Below are 16,055 nucleotides of genomic sequence, written 5' to 3' on the forward strand. Positions count from 1 at the left end.
AAGTGACCGACATGACTACTGCTCATCAAATGGCAAGCCACGCTACTACCGCATCCGCCAACGCTGCTGCGGACAAGAAGGCCACGCTCGAAGTTTCGCAACTGAATTTCTACTACGGCGGATTCCAGGGCCTCAAGAACATCAACCTCAATATCTGGGAAGGCAAGGTCACCGCCTTCATCGGTCCCTCGGGCTGCGGCAAGTCGACCCTGCTGCGTACCTTCAACCGCATGTACGACCTGTACCCCGGCCAGCGTGCCGAGGGCAAGATCATCTACGCCGGCAACAACATCCTGGAGCCGGGACAAGACCTGAACATGCTGCGCGCCAAGGTCGGCATGGTGTTCCAGAAGCCGACCCCGTTCCCGATGTCGGTCTACGACAACATCGCCTTCGGCATCCGCCTGTACGAAAACCTGCCCAAGGGCGAGATGGACGAGCGCGTCGAATGGGCGCTCAACAAGGCGGCATTGTGGGGTGAAGTCAAGGACAAGCTGCACAAGAGCGGTCTGTCGCTCTCCGGTGGTCAGCAACAGCGTCTGTGCATCGCCCGCGGTGTCGCGGTCAAGCCGGAAGTGCTGCTGCTGGACGAGCCGACCTCGGCGCTGGACCCCATCTCCACGGCCAAGGTGGAAGAGCTGATCGGCGAGCTGAAGAACGACTACACCATCGCCATCGTGACCCACAACATGCAGCAGGCGGCCCGCTGCTCGGATTACACCGCCTACATGTACCTGGGCGAGCTGGTGGAGTTTGGCGAGACGGACCAGATCTTCATGAATCCGGTGCGCAAAGAAACCCAAGACTACATCACCGGCCGCTTTGGCTAATAGGGCACGGCCTGGGCTACTGCGCATCCCGATCTCCGCGCTGCGATGCTCGCCGTACTCCAGTACGGCTGCGCTTCTCCCGCAGACCTCGGGATTGCTCGCTACGCCCATGCCGCACCCCGAACCGCAGTCAGAGCGCTTTGACTTCAAGGCGCAAATTCTTTAAATATTTTTGTTAGGACGTCACATGACCGGCGATCATTCCTCCAAACAGTATGACCAGGATCTGGAGCAGATCCGCTCCAAGGTGCTTGCCATGGGCGGCATGGTGGAGCATCAGTTCCAGGATGCGATTGCGGCTTTCCGTAACGGTAACCTGGACGTGGCGCATCGCGTGATGAAGGACGACGAGGCCGTCAATCGGCTGGAAGTTGAACTCGATGATGCCTGCAGCCACCTCATCGTGCGTCGCCAGCCGACCGCCAATGACCTGCGTACCGTCATGGCGACCATCAAGATCATCACCGACCTGGAACGCGTGGGCGATGAGGCGACCAAGATCGCCCGGACCGCCATCCACCTGCACAAGCGGGGGATCGGTCTGGTGTCGCATTACGAGACCGTGAGCCTGATCGCCGAGCAGGCCATGGACCAGCTGCGTAGCGCCCTGGACGCATTCGCCCGCCTGGATGACAAGCAGGCCGCCGAGCTGATCAAGCAGGATGAACGCATCGACCACGGCTTCCGCTCCATCACCCGCAGCCTGATCACCTTCATGATGGAAGACCCGCGCACCATCTCCGGTTCCATCGATACCCTGTGGGTGGCCAAGGCCATCGAACGTATCGGCGACCATGCCAAGAACATCGCCGAGTATGTCGTCTACGTGGTCGGTGGCAAGGATATCCGCCATACCGACTTCGGTTCGGCCAAGTCGATCGAAGACGAAGAAGACTGATAGCACGGCGCCGGTGGTGGCGGTCGGGAAGAACCGTCCATCACCGGGTTGCGGAGGGGAGACCCGCGATACTGCTCAACCGATACCATGACTACTATCCTCATCGTCGAAGACGAACCCTCCATTGCCGAACTGATTGCCTTCACTCTCAAGGAGGCGGGCTGGTCCAGTTTCGTCGTCTCCAACGCGGCGGCGGCCTGGGACTTCGTCCAGCATCGCGCCCCGCAACTGGTGCTGCTGGACTGGATGCTGCCGGACCGCAGTGGCCTGCACCTGCTCTCGCGCATCCGCGCCGATCGCCAGCTGCAGCAGCTGTCGGTGATCATGCTCACCGCCAAGAGCATGGAAGAAGACAAGATCGCCGGCCTCGACAACGGTGCCGATGACTACATCACCAAGCCCTTCTCGCCGCGCGAGCTGACCGCCCGCATCAAGGCGCTGCTGCGTCGCAAGAGCCCGGAGCACGCGCAGGAAGTGATGTCGGCCGGTCCGATTACGCTCGATCCGGCCAGTTGCTCGGTGAGCCTGTCGGGTGCGCGCATCGATATCGGCCATGCCGAATACAAGCTGCTGAAGTTCTTCCTGGCCCATCCCGACCGCGTGTTTTCGCGCAGCCAGTTGCTGGACCGGGTCTGGGGGGACCACGTGGTGATCGAGGAGCGCACCGTGGATGTCCACGTGCTGCGCCTGCGCAAGGCCTTGCGCGATGCCGAGTACCTGATCAAGACGGTACGCAGCGTCGGCTACATGCTCTCTACCAAATAAGCCCGCCGCCGCCCTATTCAGGCGACAATAACAAATCCGGGCGCGCGGGCGCCTCCAAGATCTATCTGCCAAATCAATGAGTCCACAACTTCTGTTCTGGATTCCTGCTGTATTGCGCCTGGTGTTGTGCCTGGCCGGAGCGGGAGTCGTCGGTTTCTTCTTTGGCCCGATCATCGGGCTGGTCACGGCGGTGCTGGCGGTCGGCGCGATGATGATCGCCCACCTGCATTACCTGCTGCGGCTGTCGACCTGGCTGGATGATTCCGGCCAGTCGCGCCTGCCCGACGGCTGGGGCGCCTGGACCGATGTCTATGCGCGCCTGTACCGCATGCGCCGCGATGACGAGAAGAACCAGGCCGAACTGGCCGAGTGGCTGGCGCGTTTCCGCCAGGCCATGAGCCTGCTGCCCGATGGCGTGGTCATCATGGATGACGTGCTGTTCCTGGAATGGTGCAACCCGGCCGCGCAGCAGCACCTGGGGCTCAAGCTGGACCGCGACAAGGGCATGCGCGTGACCAACCTGATCCGCAACCCGGCCTTCATCGACTACATCATCCTGGGTCGCTACGAGCAGCCGCTTACGCTGGCCCTGCATGAGCGCAAGCTGATCATCCAGATCATCCCCTTTGAAAACCGGCGCCAGATCCTGGTCACCCATGACGTCACCGAGTCGCAGCGTATCGACATGATGCGCCGCGATTTCGTGGCCAATGCCTCGCACGAGCTGCGCACGCCCTTGACGGTCATCAACGGTTTCCTGGAAATCGCCCTGGCCCAGCCCAATCTGGACGAAACGATCCGTACCGCCCATCTGAAGCTGATGACCGAGCAGGGGCAGCGCATGCAGAACCTGATCGACGACATGCTCACCCTGACCCGGCTGGAATCGATCGACTATCCGCTGCGCTCGGAAGTGCTGCGGGTGCGCCCCCTGCTGGAACGCATCGCCGAAGAGGGGCGGGCGTTGTCGGCCGGCAAGCATGACATCCGCCTCGTGGTCGAAGGCCCCGATCTCAAGGGCAATGCCGATGAGTTGCGCAGTGCCTTCACCAACCTGGTCACCAATGCCGTGCGCTATACCCCGGAAGGCGGCACCATCACCCTGCGTTGGCAGAGCGATGAGCAGGGCGCGCATTTCGCGGTGCAGGATACCGGCATCGGCATCAGCCCCGAACATATCTCGCGCCTCACCGAGCGCTTCTACCGCGTCGACAAGAGCCGTTCCCGCGAGACCCAGGGCACCGGCCTGGGTCTGGCCATCGTGCGCCATGTCCTGCTGCGCCACCATGCGACACTGGACATCGCCTCGGTGCCGGATCACGGCAGCACCTTCACCGTGCATTTTCCGGCGTCCCAGACCATCGAGGACTACGCCGTACAGCATTGAGCAGATGCGAGCAGGAAACACCCGTGAAAGGCAATTGGAAAGGATGCTTCGGCATCCTTTTTTGATGTTTGAATTCCCGGGGCGGGCGTACCATGTGCGCAATAGCTCAGCATGAGCGTTCCATCTCTACGTACAAATACGAATGCCTGCCGGCAAGACTTGTTGGCAACAATAGCGCCACTCGCGGCAATCGAGGCAATCGCGGCACCGGCGCGGCCATCAGCCTGCCCGGCTCGTACGCTTGTCATGGTCCGGCGCTCAGGAAAACCCTGATCGCGTCTGTCCGTGTTTGCTTGCATCATCGGCCCGTGCGCCGTCCTTGGCGCCGGCCGACCCTCCACCCTTGCGCAAGAAGAGAGACAGATGAGCTATTTTTCCCACATGAAGATAGGCCGCCGCCTGGCCCTGGGTTTCGCTGTCATTCTGGCGGCTGCCAGCGTGGTGGTGGCATTGTCGATCTGGCGTCTGCATGGCATTGCCGCCGCTACCGACGAGATGATGCATGAACCCCTGACCAAGGAGCGACTGGTCTCGGACTGGTATCGCACCATCCATACCAGCGTGCGCCGCACGACGGCCATCGCCAAGAGCGCCGACCCCAGCCTGGCAGCCTTCTTTGCCGATGATGCCGCCGCCGCCAGCCGTATGTCCACCGAGCAGCAGAAGGCCATCGAAGCGCTGCTTGAGAGCGATCAGGAGAAAGAGGTCTTCGCCAGGCTCTCGGCCGTGCGCAAGGATTACATCAAATATCGCGACGCCATCTCCAAGGCCAAGGCCGATGGTCAGACCGAAGAAGCCGCCAGGATCCTGGCGGGGCCCTATGACGTGGCCGCCAAGGGTTACCTGGATCTGCTGCAGCAATTGCTCAATGTGCAGCGTGCCAACATCGACCAGGTGGCCGTCCACATCCACGACACCTATCTCCAGAGCCGCAACCTGATGCTGGCGCTGGCCGTGCTGCAGGTGGTGCTGGGCTGGTTGTTCGCACGCAGCCTGGCACTGGGCATTACCCGCCCGCTGGAGCAGGCGGTGGACGTGGCCGAAGCGGTGGCCGCAGGCGACCTCACCATGCGCGTCGATGAAACCCTGGCAGCGCGGCGCGACGAGACCGGCAAGCTCATGCACGCCCTGCATGCCATGACGGGCAACCTGGCGCGCATCGTCGGCCAGGTGCGCAGCGGCACCGATGCCATCGCCACCGCCTCGCGCGAGATCGCCACCGGCAACCTCGATCTGTCGGCGCGCACCGAGCGCCAGGCCGGCGCCCTGGAGGAGACCGCCTCGGCCATGGAAGAACTGACCTCCACCGTCTCGCAGAACGCCGACAATGCACGCCAGGCCAACCAGCTGGCGGCCTCGGCGTCGTCGGTGGCGCAGCAGGGCGGGGAGGTGGTGTCGCAGGTGATCTCGACCATGGGCTCCATCAACGAATCCTCACGCAAGATCGTCGACATCATCAGCGTCATCGATGGCATCGCCTTCCAGACCAATATCCTGGCCCTGAACGCCGCCGTCGAAGCAGCCCGAGCCGGCGAGCAGGGACGCGGCTTTGCCGTGGTGGCCTCCGAGGTGCGCTCGCTGGCCCAGCGCTCGGCCTCCGCCGCCAAGGAAATCAAGACCCTCATCGATGACTCCGTGAGCAAGGTCGGCTCCGGCAGCGAACTGGTGGTCCGAGCCGGCAGCACCATGGACGAGGTGGTCTCCAGCGTGCGCCAGGTGGCCCAGATCGTGGCCGAGATCACCGCCGCCAGCAGCGAGCAGAGCGACGGCATCAGCCAGGTCAACCTGGCCATCAACGACATGGACCAGACCACCCAGCAGAATGCGGCACTGGTGGAGCAGGCCGCAGCCGCCGCCGAAGCGATGCAGGATCAGGCGGCGCGCCTGTCGGAGGTGGTCAGCCAGTTCCGGTTGCTGGCCCAGGATCAGGTGGCTTACGCCCACGCCGGCAGCGTCGATATCACACCGCCCATGCCGGCCCTGCGCTGAGATCGGCTCCTCCAAAAAAAAGAACCCGCCATGGTGGCGGGTTCTGCAAGGGTTCGGAAATCGTTTATATCATTTCCGTATACTCGCTCATTGCTGTGCCGGCTCCTTGAAATACACCCGACGCGGCAAGGCCCACAGCAGCAGTGCCGCACCCACCAGGCATTCCAGCGCCACCACGTACAGGCCCAGTGCGGCGCTGCCGGTGATGTCGCGGATCTTGCCGACCATGTAGGGCGTGATGATCCCGCCCAGCTGGCCCACCGAGTTGATCAGCGCGATGCCGGCCGCGGCTGCGGCACCACTGAGCACGCGCGGTGGCAGGATCCAGAACAGGCCGATGCCGGCGATGATGCCAGTGGCCGCTGCCGACAGCGCCACCACCAGGATCAGGGTATTGCTGCCGAACCAGGCGCTGGCGGCGTAGCCGATGGCACCCATCAGCGCGCAGGCAGCCAGGTGCCAGCGACGCTCGCCGGTACGGTCGGAGTTGCGGCCGATCAGGATCATGCCCAGGCCGGCGCACAGGTAAGGCACCATCGAGATCAGGCCGATGATGAAGGTGTCATCGGTGCCGGCCGACTTGATCAGCTGCGGCATCCAGAACACCAAGCCATAGATGCCCGAAGCCAGCATCAGGTAGATCAGCGACATGACGATGGTGGCCGGCTGCCGGATCGCTTCGCCGAAGGAGTGGGCCGCCTCGCTCTTGGGTTCGGCCGCGATGCGCTCGATCAGCAGGCGCTTTTCTTCCGGCTTCAACCAGCGTGCATCTTCGATGCGGTCATCGATGACCAGATAGCACACCACGCCCAGCAGGATCGAAGGAATACCTTCCAGCAGGAACAGCCATTGCCAGCCATGCAGCGCGCTCACGCCATGGGTGAACTTCATGATGCCGCCCGAGATCGGGCCGCCGATGATGCCGCACACCGCGATGGCCGCCATGAACAGCGAATTGATGCGACCCCGGCGCGCCGACGGGAACCAGTTGGTGAAGAAGTACAGCGCACCCGGTACGAAGCCCGCTTCCAGGCTGCCGATCAGAAAGCGCAGCACATAGAAGCTGGTCTCGCTGGTAACGAACATCATCGCCGCCGAGGCGATGCCCCAGGTGACCATGATGCGGGCGATCCAGCGCTTCGGCCCGACCTTGTGCAGGATCATGTTGCTGGGCACTTCGAAGAGGAAGTAACCGACGAAGAAGATGCTGGCGCCCAGGCCATAGACGGCATCCGAGAAGCCCAGGTCGCTTTGCATCTGCAGCTTGGCGAAGCTGATGTTGACGCGGTCCAGGTAGGCGAACACGAAACAGATCATCAGCAGCGGCACGAAGCGCCAGGTGATGCGGCGATAGAGCTGGGTTTCCATGTGCTCCGCCGCGCTGGCCGGAATGGTGGTGGTAGTCATGCGGGGTCTCTCCTCTAGCTTTTTCAAAAAATGAAGGCGCAAAAAGTCCATCGCCTCCGCGCAGTGCGGGAGGTCGTCTTATCGTGTTGTTGTCTTGTTGTTGTGCGAGGGGTGGCGCACGGAAGGACTCCGTGCGCCATGGCCGTTCACGCGATTCCACGCCGGCGGCAGCCGGCGCCGCAGCATCAGTAGGTCGCGCGGCCGCCCGACAGGTCGAACACGGAGGCGGTGGTGAAGGAATTCTCTTCCGACACCAGCCAGGCCACCATGGCCGCCAGTTCTTCCACCTTCACGAAGCGTGCACGTGGGATCTTCGAGAGCATGTACTCGATGTGCGCCGGCGTGCATTGCTCCAGGATGCGGGTCTGCGCCGCTGCCGGGGTGATGGCATTGACGGCGATGTTCTTGGTCGCGGTTTCCTTGCCCAGGCTCTTGGTCAGGGCGATCATGCCGGCCTTGGCGGCGCTGTAGGCCGAGGCGGTGGGATTGCCTTCCTTGCCGGCGATGGAAGCGATGTTGACGATGCGGCCGTAGTTCTGCGCGATCATGCGCTGGACCACCACCTGGTTGACGTAGAAGGCACCGTTGAGGTCGATGTCGATGACGCGACGCCATTCTTCCGGCGAATAGTCCGCCACCGGATTGTTCTGGCCGGCGATACCGGCGCTGTGCACCAGGATGTCGATGGACTGGGTCAGCTTCTCGGTGGCTTCGATGGCCTTCTTGACGTCGGCTTCGCTGGAGATGTCGACCTTCACGGTCTCCACATTGCCCAGCGCTTCCAGCTTGCTGCGCGCGTCAGCCAGTGCCTTTTCATCCATGTCCCACAGCACGACCTTGGCCTTGCCCTGCAACAGACGTTCAGCCACGGCATAGCCGAAGCCCTGCGCACCGCCGGTGATGATGGCGCTGCGGCCCTGGAAATCGTAGTGATTCATTGTTTCTCCTTCCCTGATTCGGTCATTGGGTAACGCAGGCCGCACGAGCCTGCGCAACATTTTTTCTTGTTATTGAATTGGATTTGGCTGCGCCACCGGATGGCGGCGCAGCGCTGACGCGGCGATGATGCCGCGATGATGTAGCGATGATGCAGCGATCAGGCGTCGATAGTCTTCTGCTGTTGCTCGCCCAGGCCGTCGATGCCCAGACGCATGGTCTGGCCGGCGCGCAGGAACACCGCTTCCGGCTTGACGCCCATGCCCACGCCCGGCGGCGTGCCGGTGGAGATGACGTCGCCCGCCTGCAGGCTCATGAAGCGCGACAGGTAGGACACGATGTGCGCCACGCCGAAGATCATGGTGCTGGTGTTGCCGTTCTGGTAGCGCTTGCCATCCACTTCCAGCCACATGCCCAGCTTCTGCGGATCGGCCACTTCGTCACGGGTTACCAGCCAGGGGCCGATGGGGCCGAAGGTATCGCAGCCCTTGCCCTTGTCCCAGGTGCCGCCGCGTTCGATCTGGTATTCGCGCTCGGAGACGTCGTTGACCACGCAATAGCCGGCCACGTGGGACATGGCGTCCTTCTCGTCGATATAGGTACCGCCCTTGCCGATGACCACGCCCAGTTCCACTTCCCAGTCGGTCTTCTTGGAGCCGCGGGGGATCTTGACGTCGTCATTGGGGCCGACCACGGCCGAGGTCCACTTGTTGAACACCACCGGCTCGGCGGGGATGGGCAGGTTGGATTCGGCCGCATGGTCCGCATAGTTCAGGCCGATGCAGATGAACTTGCCGATATTGCCCACGCAGGCGCCGATGCGCGGCGAGCCTTCGACCACCGGCAGGCTGGCGATGTCGAGCTTGCGGATCTTGTCCAGCGAAGCATCGTCCAGGGCGGCGCCGTTGACGTCCTTGATATGGGCCGACAGGTCGCGGATCTTGCCGGACTGATCGAGGATGCCGGGCTTTTCCTGCCCAACCGGGCCGTAACGCAGTAATTTCATCTGGTTTCCTTGAAGAAAGAATTGTCTCGGATCGGCGTCGTCGCCCGCTGGCGGCGCATTGGCGCGCAAGCGAATGGGATCACCTGTCGTTTTGGAAGTTGGATATTACCAGTTTATTGGTAAGACCAATAGGCCAATTTTGTGAGGGAAGGACAAATCGACTTGCGTCTGTCTGTTGATTCGTTCGCAAAATTGACCCACTCAGTTTTCAAAGCAAATCGACACCAGGAGCATCTTCTGGCAAAACAAGGGTGAAAAAGGCGAAAAGGGGCGAGGCAAAAGCGCCTCACCCCTTTTCATCTTTTCTTGAAATAAAACCTCGGGTCGACTACCTGATCCGTTTTTTATTTCCAGGCCGCCACTCCTGTGGAATGGTTTCTTAACGGCTGCCGCCGCCGGCCAGAATCTTCTCGCCAGTCAACCAGCGTGCATCATCCGACGCCAGGAATGTGACCACATCGGCAATATCATTGGGCTGGCCAATGCGGCCCAGCGGCGTGGTGCTCACGGCCCAGGTCTCCAAATCCGAACCGATAAAGCCGGCACTGTGTGTGCCTTCAGTCTCGACCATGCCCGGATTGACGCTGTTGACGCGGATCTTGCGCGGCCCCAGTTCCTTCGCCAGCACGCCTGTGATGGCATCGACGGCACCCTTGGTGGCAGTGTAGACGGCGCTGCTGGGCGGCGTGATGCTGCTGACGACAGAGCCGATGTTGATGACGCTGGCACCTTCCTGCAGATGCTTGGCGGCGGCTTGGGTTACCAGCAGCAGACCCAGCACGTTGACGTTGAACTGTTTATGGAAATGCTCTTCGGTGATGGCTTCCAGCGGCGCCATGTCGTATACGCCCGAATTGTTGACCAGAATGTCGATGCGACCATATTCCTTGATGGCGGCATCGATGATGCCCGCCGCATGCGTTGCATTGGACACGTCGCCGCCCACGGCCACTGCACGGCCACCTGCGGCGACGATCTCGCCCACGACCTTGTCGGCGCCGGCGCGGCTGGTCGCGTAGTTGACGACAACGGCGGCACCGCTGGCTGCCAGCGCCTTGGCGATGGCAGCGCCGATTCCTTTCGATGCGCCCGTGACGACGGCGACCTTGCTTTGAAGTTTGCTCATGATGCTTCCTTTCTGTTGGTGGAGGAAGAATGTCGGGGACGACATCTTGGTCGCACTATAAGCAGCATGTTTTTACGGATAAAGCCGCCTTTTTCGACTTCACTGTTCGCGAAATAAATACAATCTATTTGATTGATTGATTGATTGATTGTTTGTGTCTATCTGGCGGCCGTATCGACGCGCGGGAGAAGAATGGACAGTTCTATCCGGAACGTCCGCTCTATCGCGTCACGCTCAAGGCCCTGTCGACCAGCGGTTCGGTTGCGCAGCATACCTGGCGCGGCACAGCCGTCATTTACGGAAAGTGGACCGTGCCGGGCTGGCGCTATCTGCGCGGCGCATTGGCGGTCATGCGGCGGGAGGCGGGGTTCTGATCTGGCGCGCTACCTCAGTGACTCAGTGGACGACAAGTCCGCTCGTCGATGAAATGAACGCGGGGAGGGCGAGGCTTTGCTAGTTGTTGCCTTCATTGCCGCTGCGCCTTTTTCCATTCAACGAACTCATAAGGCCGCAAACCATAACGCGCCAGCACGCCTTCATGCAAGCGCTTGAGCTCGTCGATGATCAGCGCTTGCACCTGGGCTTGTTCATGGCCAGGCACCTGCTGTGCTACCGCCTGCTGAATGCTGGCGAGCGGTTCAATCCCTGGATGGGTGATGATCTCGCGTAGGGTCTGCCTGATCAGGTCGCGCCAGATCAGCCGCAGGGGATCGGGCTCCGCCAGGTCCTGCCTGATGGCCAGGTATTCCTGCGTCGAGCGTTCATAGGCCCAGACATAGAGGTCGCGCAGCAACTCCACCCGGGTCATTTCGTATATCCCAAGCGTGGCACGGCTATACGCCTGCTCGGGGACATCCAGGAAGGTCAGCGGGCATAGATTGGCCCGGAACAGCGGCAGGTTGGCCGCCAGCCGGGAGGTACGCTTGTTGATGTCCGCGAAGGGCTGCAGGTAGGGCAGTTGCACCATCATGAAAAAGGACTGTTCGAACGGGTCCGTGATCTGGTCCGCCTTCAGCAGCAAGATGTCCAGCGTGGCTTCGATCTGCTGCGGCGTGGATAGCGGGCGATAGACGCTCTTGCCAATGTCGACGGCATGCTGGCGGATGCGCCCTTCATCGGCCGGGTTGGGCAAGAGGTTTTCCGCCAGGGCGCTGTGCAGGTTGAACAGGGTGTAGCGATTCAGCCCCGCGCTGTCGATGTTCTCGACCAGGAATTCGATGGCCGTCTTGTGGTTCAGGATCATCTGGGTCTCGACGGCCCCCTTGCCACGCGCAGCCTTGCCATGTTCGATGAGCTCGCGCGTATCGAGGCGCGAGTAGGTATTGCCTTCCAGATGACTCGATGCCCATGACAGATCGATCAGCAAGCGATTCAGGATTGCCCGGCTGTAGGTGCCGGCCGGCGCGTCGACGTCCTTGGTCTGTCCCATCTTGTGCAGTTGGCGGCGCAGCGACTCCGACAGGTACCAGGTCTCATTGGGGCGATAGGCCTCCAGAAAATCGTGCTGGTAGCCCACCGGCTTGCGTGCCTGCACAGGCTGATTGATATAGGCCAGGATGTCCTGGCTGTCCGCAGAGAGCGGGATGAAGCCGGGAAAGACATCCTCGCTACCAGGAAGAACCTCGGCCTCGCCCGACATGCCGGCACTGACATAGCGACGCGCCCGGCCTTCGCCACGAGCCACGATCTGGCCGGCTTCGACCAGCTCGGCAAGGCGCCGCTGCGCTGTTCGCCGCGCGATGTCGGGGTGTTGCCCCAGAATGGCAGCCAGCGTCAATCCGTCGTGCGCACTCTGGATACTGCTCAACAAATCGGTCGTGGAAGACATCGGGGAGGGCCGCCATGGGGCAGAGTTGAGGAGAGATGGCGCGATTATGGCGCGATTTCTGGAATCGCGCCATATCTGCCTCTTTATCGCGCCACATCGTGCCAAAAACGCGCCATTTTCAACCGATGAATGGCGCGATTCCGCGGCTTAAAGTCAATTCAGCGTGGAAACAACCGCCGAGCAGGTCTGACGCCACCCGGCCTGGCGGCCGGCCGATAGCCGTTGCGCCTGGCGCTGTTGATCAGCGCTCCTGTGGGGTGTCATGCTGGGCTGGGTCTACTGAAGCGAGTCGCCGAACGCCGCCGATGGCGGCACTTCGTTTGAGCGCATTCGTGACCAGCCCATGCCCCGCTCAGAAGGTCGCCCAATCCTCCTCTTTTGCCGCCTGCGCGGCACTCTGATGGTTCAGGCGCCGGGGCGCGGCGTGGCCCACCGCCTGGCTTGTCGTGGCGGCTGTGGTGGCTGTGATGGCTGTGATGGCCGGCGGCGCAGCCGGGCGTGGCGCATCCTGATAGCCGATAGCGTTCTGTCCCAGGTTGAAGATGCTCACGATCTGGGCCAGGGCATCGGCCTGGTCCTGCAAGGCGCGCGAGGCGGCAGCGGCTTCTTCCACCAGCGAGGCATTCTGCTGGGTCACATCGTCCATCTGCATGATGGCCTGGTTGATCTGCTCGATGCCGGCGGTCTGTTCCACGCTTGCCGCCGAGATTTCGCCGATGATGGATGTCACCTTGCGCGAATTCTCCACGATGCCGCTCATGGTAGTGCCGGCCTGGTCGGCCAGGCGCGCGCCGACGGTGACCTTTTCCACCGAGTCTTCGATGAGCGCCTTGATCTCCTTGGCGGCCGCCGCCGAACGCTGCGCCAGATTGCGCACTTCGCTGGCGACCACCGCGAAACCGCGCCCCTGTTCGCCGGCCCGCGCCGCTTCGACGGCGGCGTTGAGGGCCAGGATGTTGGTCTGGAAGGCGATGCCGTCGATCACGCTGATGATGTCCACCACCTTGCGCGAGGATTCATTGATGGCGCTCATGGTATCGACTACCTTGGCTACGACCTCGCCGCCTTCCAGGGCGACGGTGGAGGCAGTGGAGGCCATCTGCTTGGCGTCCTGGGCATTGTTGGCGTTGTGCTTGACGGTGGAAGTCAGTTCCTCCATCGAGGACGCCGTTTCCTCCAGGGCGCTGGCCTGCTGCTCGGTACGCGCCGACAGGTCCAGGTTGCCGGTGGCGATCTGGCGCGAGCCGGTGGCGATGCTTTCGCTGCTGGTGCGCACCGTTTGCACCACCTTGCGCAAGGACGCCTGCATCATGTGCATGGCGTTGACCACGCTGCCCTGTGCCGCATGGCTGGTATCGATATGGGTGCTCAGGTCGCCCGAGGCGATGGCGTCCGCGGCGGCGGCCACGTCGCGTGGTTCACCGCCGAGCTGGCGCGTCAGGTTGCGCGAGATGAACAGGCCCAGCGCTACGCCGAAAAGCACGCCGCCGCAGGTCAGCACGATCAGCAGGCTGCGGATGTGGGCATAGATGAGGTCGGTCTCGTCGTTGAGCTTGTCGGCATTGTCCTTCTTGACCTCCATCATCTGCAGCATCATCTTCTCGGCCTCGTTGGCCAGCGGACGCACGGTGGAGAACAACTGGCTGGTGGACTGGCGGCCATCGGCCAGGGATTCCTTGCGCAGCACCTCGGCCGTGGCGGTGATGGCACCCCGATAGGCCTCGAAGGCCTGCCTGGCCTTGCCTACCAGGGCCAGGCCTTCGGGCGTGCTGAAGCGCTGTTCGGCTGCGCTCAATGCCTTGTCGGTGTTGTCCAGGCGCTTGGTGAGTTCATCCAGGCTGTTCGCACGTTCTTCGGCAGTCTCGGCCAGCATGGCGCTGCGGATGGCACGATTGGACGAGCTCAGGTCCAGCGTGGCCTGGGCAGAATGGCGCAAGCCAACCACCTGCTTCTCGTACATCTCGGTGGCCAGGTCATTGATCTGCCCGGCCTTGATGATGCCGATGGTACCGATGATGGCGCCGATCATGGCCACGGCCAAGAAACCGCCGAGGAGTTTGTGGCTGACTTTCAGATTGGTGAACCAGTTCATTGCTGCCCCTTATTTCAAATTGAGTTGCATGGCATCGCAGTCGGTCGCGTGCATGTGGTCTGGGCCAGGTTGCGTAGGTGCGTGGGAACCTGCCAATCGCTGTGGAGGACAGGAGATCGGACTTGCCTCGGCCGGAGGGGTAGGGAGGTACTGCGGAGGATGGGAGGGAGTTTCCAGGCCAGGCGTGATCCGAGATTCACCGTCGACGTGCGATCCTTGGTTCTTCTCGTGTCTGGCCAGCGGACTGTATTACAGATGAGCATCCCCGTTTAGTCCCCTGCAGCCTGAAAGACTGTTTGTAAAAACGGTGGAATGCAGGGCCGTGAGGCCCGCTTCAGTTGGGCCGTGAATGCATTCCGGTGCGCCTGCCGGGTTGGCGCAATGGCTCGCCTCCCCGCACTCGACCGGCCGAAGTGGCCGGGAGCAAGGCTTGCCGTGACTTCGTAGCGCCACGGCATGCTGCCGTATCCGTGTGGAAACTATCAAGTTAAATTAACTATTTATTTAATTTTTGCGCCCTAATCAATCCCTCCCTCCTGTATTACATTCCGCAGTTGATGCAGCTTTGCTGCCGAGCTGGTCGATCCGCCATCCGGGTCGCGGGCTGCCGACGCAATCCTGTCGGCCTTGATGCCGCCTTGTCACCCGAGCCGGCCCAGGCGATGTCCTGGTCTTGTACGGCCTGCCTTATCCACCGGCAATATGGCCGACTCACATCTAGAGAAGAATTGCTATTCCGTACAATCCGTCATTTAAAGGAATAAGTTCATCCATATCATGTTGCGATAGAAAAAACTCGCATTGCACCGCCACCGGATTCGGGCGCGGTCGCATCAGCATAGTCAATCAATGAGAAAACTTGGAATAGACGATCTCGCGCGAATGGCCACGTTTGCGCGCGTGGTGGAACTGGGTGCTTTTTCGCGCGCCGCCAAAGCCCTGGGCCTGACCACCTCTTCGGTCAGCCAGCATGTCAGGATGCTTGAGTTGTCATTGCAGGCGACGCTGCTCAATCGCTCCACCCGCAAGCTCAGTCTGACCGAAGCGGGTACGCTGTTCTACAAGCACTGCGCGCACATCGTCACGTCCGCCAGCGAAGCCGAGCAAAGTGTTGCGGTACTCAACAACGAGATGGTGGGAGAGTTGCGCATCGCCGTATCGAGTTTCATGTCCACCCGATACCTGATTCCGGCGCTGCATGATTTCATCAAGCACAATCCCAAGATCAAGTTGCGCTTCGAAGTGGCCGATCACAACATCGACCTGATCGATCACCGCATCGATCTGGCACTGCGTGCAGGTCGCAATCGCCAGCCGGGTGACATCTTCCTCGGACGCTTCGCCGACGTCCTGTGCGCCTCGCCGGAATACCTTGAGAGCCGGCCACCCATCCACTCGCCGGTGGATCTGTTGCAGCATGATTTCCTGCTCTTCAATCCCCATGGCGAACCTTGTTTCCTGGAATTTTCCAACGAGGCGGCAGGCACCGTGCGCGTGCGCCTGCAACCGCGCATCAGCGCCAATCATGCCCGCTCCCTGCGCTTTCTGGCACTCGATGGTCATGGCATTGCGCGCCTGCTGCACAACAAGATCGGCGAGGATCTCCAGAGCGGACGACTGCGCCAGGTGCTCCCGCAATGGTCGCTGGGTGGTTTCGACATCTTCGTGACCGTGCGTCATCGCGACAACATGCCGGCCAAGGTGCGGCAATGCCTGGATCATATCGAGCATTACTTTGCATCGATCCTCCCGCTGCACGCCATGCCCGTCTGTGCTGCGGCTTCCGGCTGA

General features: G+C 61.8%; 13 protein-coding genes. 7 read left to right on the forward strand and 6 right to left on the reverse strand.

Going from position 1 to position 16,055, the window contains the following annotated elements; genetic code table 11:
• Nucleotides 1–29: 29 nt before the first annotated feature.
• The 5 genes from pstB to BTM36_RS20175 all read left to right on the forward strand — a co-directional run bounded on the left by pstB (nt 30) and on the right by BTM36_RS20175 (nt 5,869).
• The gene (gene pstB / locus BTM36_RS20155) at nt 30–830 is read left to right on the forward strand and encodes a phosphate ABC transporter ATP-binding protein PstB (protein ID WP_006464985.1); all 801 of its coding nucleotides are present in this window, start codon (nt 30–32) and stop codon (nt 828–830) included.
• A gap of 187 nt (nt 831–1,017) precedes the next feature.
• Entirely contained in the window at nt 1,018–1,728 is a 711-nt protein-coding gene (gene phoU, locus BTM36_RS20160; RefSeq protein ID WP_006464986.1) for a phosphate signaling complex protein PhoU, read from the forward strand.
• 87 nt (nt 1,729–1,815) lie between these two features.
• Complete coding sequence (locus BTM36_RS20165; protein WP_006464987.1) at nt 1,816–2,493, forward strand: response regulator; 678 nt, start codon at nt 1,816–1,818, stop codon at nt 2,491–2,493.
• Between the two features lie 76 nt (nt 2,494–2,569).
• Complete coding sequence (gene phoR / locus BTM36_RS20170; RefSeq protein WP_077237677.1) at nt 2,570–3,880, forward strand: phosphate regulon sensor histidine kinase PhoR; 1,311 nt, start codon at nt 2,570–2,572, stop codon at nt 3,878–3,880.
• A 363-nt stretch (nt 3,881–4,243) separates the two neighbouring features.
• Nucleotides 4,244–5,869 (forward strand): methyl-accepting chemotaxis protein, encoded by a 1,626-nt coding sequence (locus BTM36_RS20175; RefSeq protein ID WP_077237678.1) that lies wholly within the window; start codon nt 4,244–4,246, stop codon nt 5,867–5,869.
• A gap of 87 nt (nt 5,870–5,956) precedes the next feature.
• Here the strand turns inward: BTM36_RS20175 and BTM36_RS20180 are convergent, their stop codons facing one another.
• From BTM36_RS20180 to BTM36_RS20195, 4 genes are all read right to left on the reverse strand, one after another.
• On the reverse strand, nt 5,957–7,276 hold the full coding sequence (locus BTM36_RS20180) for an MFS transporter (protein WP_077237679.1): 1,320 nt from the start codon (nt 7,274–7,276) through the stop codon (nt 5,957–5,959).
• A 185-nt stretch (nt 7,277–7,461) separates the two neighbouring features.
• A complete protein-coding gene (locus BTM36_RS20185; RefSeq protein WP_006464991.1) occupies nt 7,462–8,214 on the reverse strand; it encodes an SDR family NAD(P)-dependent oxidoreductase in 753 nt (250 codons plus the stop codon).
• A 158-nt stretch (nt 8,215–8,372) separates the two neighbouring features.
• Nucleotides 8,373–9,218 carry an ureidoglycolate lyase gene (locus BTM36_RS20190; RefSeq protein WP_006464992.1) on the reverse strand — a complete coding sequence of 282 codons (846 nt, stop codon included), beginning with the start codon at nt 9,216–9,218 and terminating at the stop codon, nt 8,373–8,375.
• Between the two features lie 379 nt (nt 9,219–9,597).
• Entirely contained in the window at nt 9,598–10,344 is a 747-nt protein-coding gene (locus tag BTM36_RS20195; protein ID WP_077237680.1) for a glucose 1-dehydrogenase, read from the reverse strand.
• A 152-nt stretch (nt 10,345–10,496) separates the two neighbouring features.
• On the opposite strand from BTM36_RS20195, the gene BTM36_RS20200 reads away from it, so the two are divergent.
• Nucleotides 10,497–10,718 (forward strand): hypothetical protein, encoded by a 222-nt coding sequence (locus BTM36_RS20200; protein WP_077237681.1) that lies wholly within the window; start codon nt 10,497–10,499, stop codon nt 10,716–10,718.
• A 92-nt stretch (nt 10,719–10,810) separates the two neighbouring features.
• Here BTM36_RS20200 and BTM36_RS20205 read toward each other — a convergent pair whose 3' ends face one another.
• Both BTM36_RS20205 and BTM36_RS20210 read right to left on the reverse strand, forming a co-directional pair.
• Nucleotides 10,811–12,172, reverse strand: coding sequence for a Fic family protein (locus BTM36_RS20205; protein ID WP_077237682.1), 1,362 nt, complete (start codon nt 12,170–12,172; stop codon nt 10,811–10,813).
• Between the two features lie 352 nt (nt 12,173–12,524).
• A complete protein-coding gene (locus BTM36_RS20210) occupies nt 12,525–14,264 on the reverse strand; it encodes a methyl-accepting chemotaxis protein (RefSeq protein WP_077237683.1) in 1,740 nt (579 codons plus the stop codon).
• An 882-nt stretch (nt 14,265–15,146) separates the two neighbouring features.
• Between BTM36_RS20210 and BTM36_RS20215 the strand changes: the two genes are divergently transcribed.
• The gene (locus tag BTM36_RS20215; RefSeq protein WP_077237684.1) at nt 15,147–16,055 is read left to right on the forward strand and encodes a LysR family transcriptional regulator; all 909 of its coding nucleotides are present in this window, start codon (nt 15,147–15,149) and stop codon (nt 16,053–16,055) included.

The organism is Herbaspirillum sp. VT-16-41 (genome assembly GCF_001994935.1).
Classification (GTDB): Bacteria; Pseudomonadota; Gammaproteobacteria; order Burkholderiales; family Burkholderiaceae_D; genus Herbaspirillum; species Herbaspirillum frisingense.

Excerpts from the sequence above, each read along its gene's own strand:
- BTM36_RS20215 (WP_077237684.1), top strand. The coding sequence starts at position 15,147 with ATGGCCACGTTTGCGCGCGTGGTGGAACTGGGTGCTTTTTCGCGCGCC.
- phoR (WP_077237677.1), top strand. The coding sequence starts at position 2,570 with ATGAGTCCACAACTTCTGTTCTGGATTCCTGCTGTATTGCGCCTGGTG.
- BTM36_RS20190 (WP_006464992.1), bottom strand. The coding sequence starts at position 9,218 with ATGAAATTACTGCGTTACGGCCCGGTTGGGCAGGAAAAGCCCGGCATC.
- BTM36_RS20210 (WP_077237683.1), bottom strand. The coding sequence starts at position 14,264 with ATGAACTGGTTCACCAATCTGAAAGTCAGCCACAAACTCCTCGGCGGT.
- phoU (WP_006464986.1), top strand. The coding sequence starts at position 1,018 with ATGACCGGCGATCATTCCTCCAAACAGTATGACCAGGATCTGGAGCAG.
- BTM36_RS20180 (WP_077237679.1), bottom strand. The coding sequence starts at position 7,276 with ATGACTACCACCACCATTCCGGCCAGCGCGGCGGAGCACATGGAAACC.
- BTM36_RS20165 (WP_006464987.1), top strand. The coding sequence starts at position 1,816 with ATGACTACTATCCTCATCGTCGAAGACGAACCCTCCATTGCCGAACTG.
- pstB (WP_006464985.1), top strand. The coding sequence starts at position 30 with ATGGCAAGCCACGCTACTACCGCATCCGCCAACGCTGCTGCGGACAAG.
- BTM36_RS20195 (WP_077237680.1), bottom strand. The coding sequence starts at position 10,344 with ATGAGCAAACTTCAAAGCAAGGTCGCCGTCGTCACGGGCGCATCGAAA.
- BTM36_RS20205 (WP_077237682.1), bottom strand. The coding sequence starts at position 12,172 with ATGTCTTCCACGACCGATTTGTTGAGCAGTATCCAGAGTGCGCACGAC.
- BTM36_RS20175 (WP_077237678.1), top strand. The coding sequence starts at position 4,244 with ATGAGCTATTTTTCCCACATGAAGATAGGCCGCCGCCTGGCCCTGGGT.
- BTM36_RS20185 (WP_006464991.1), bottom strand. The coding sequence starts at position 8,214 with ATGAATCACTACGATTTCCAGGGCCGCAGCGCCATCATCACCGGCGGT.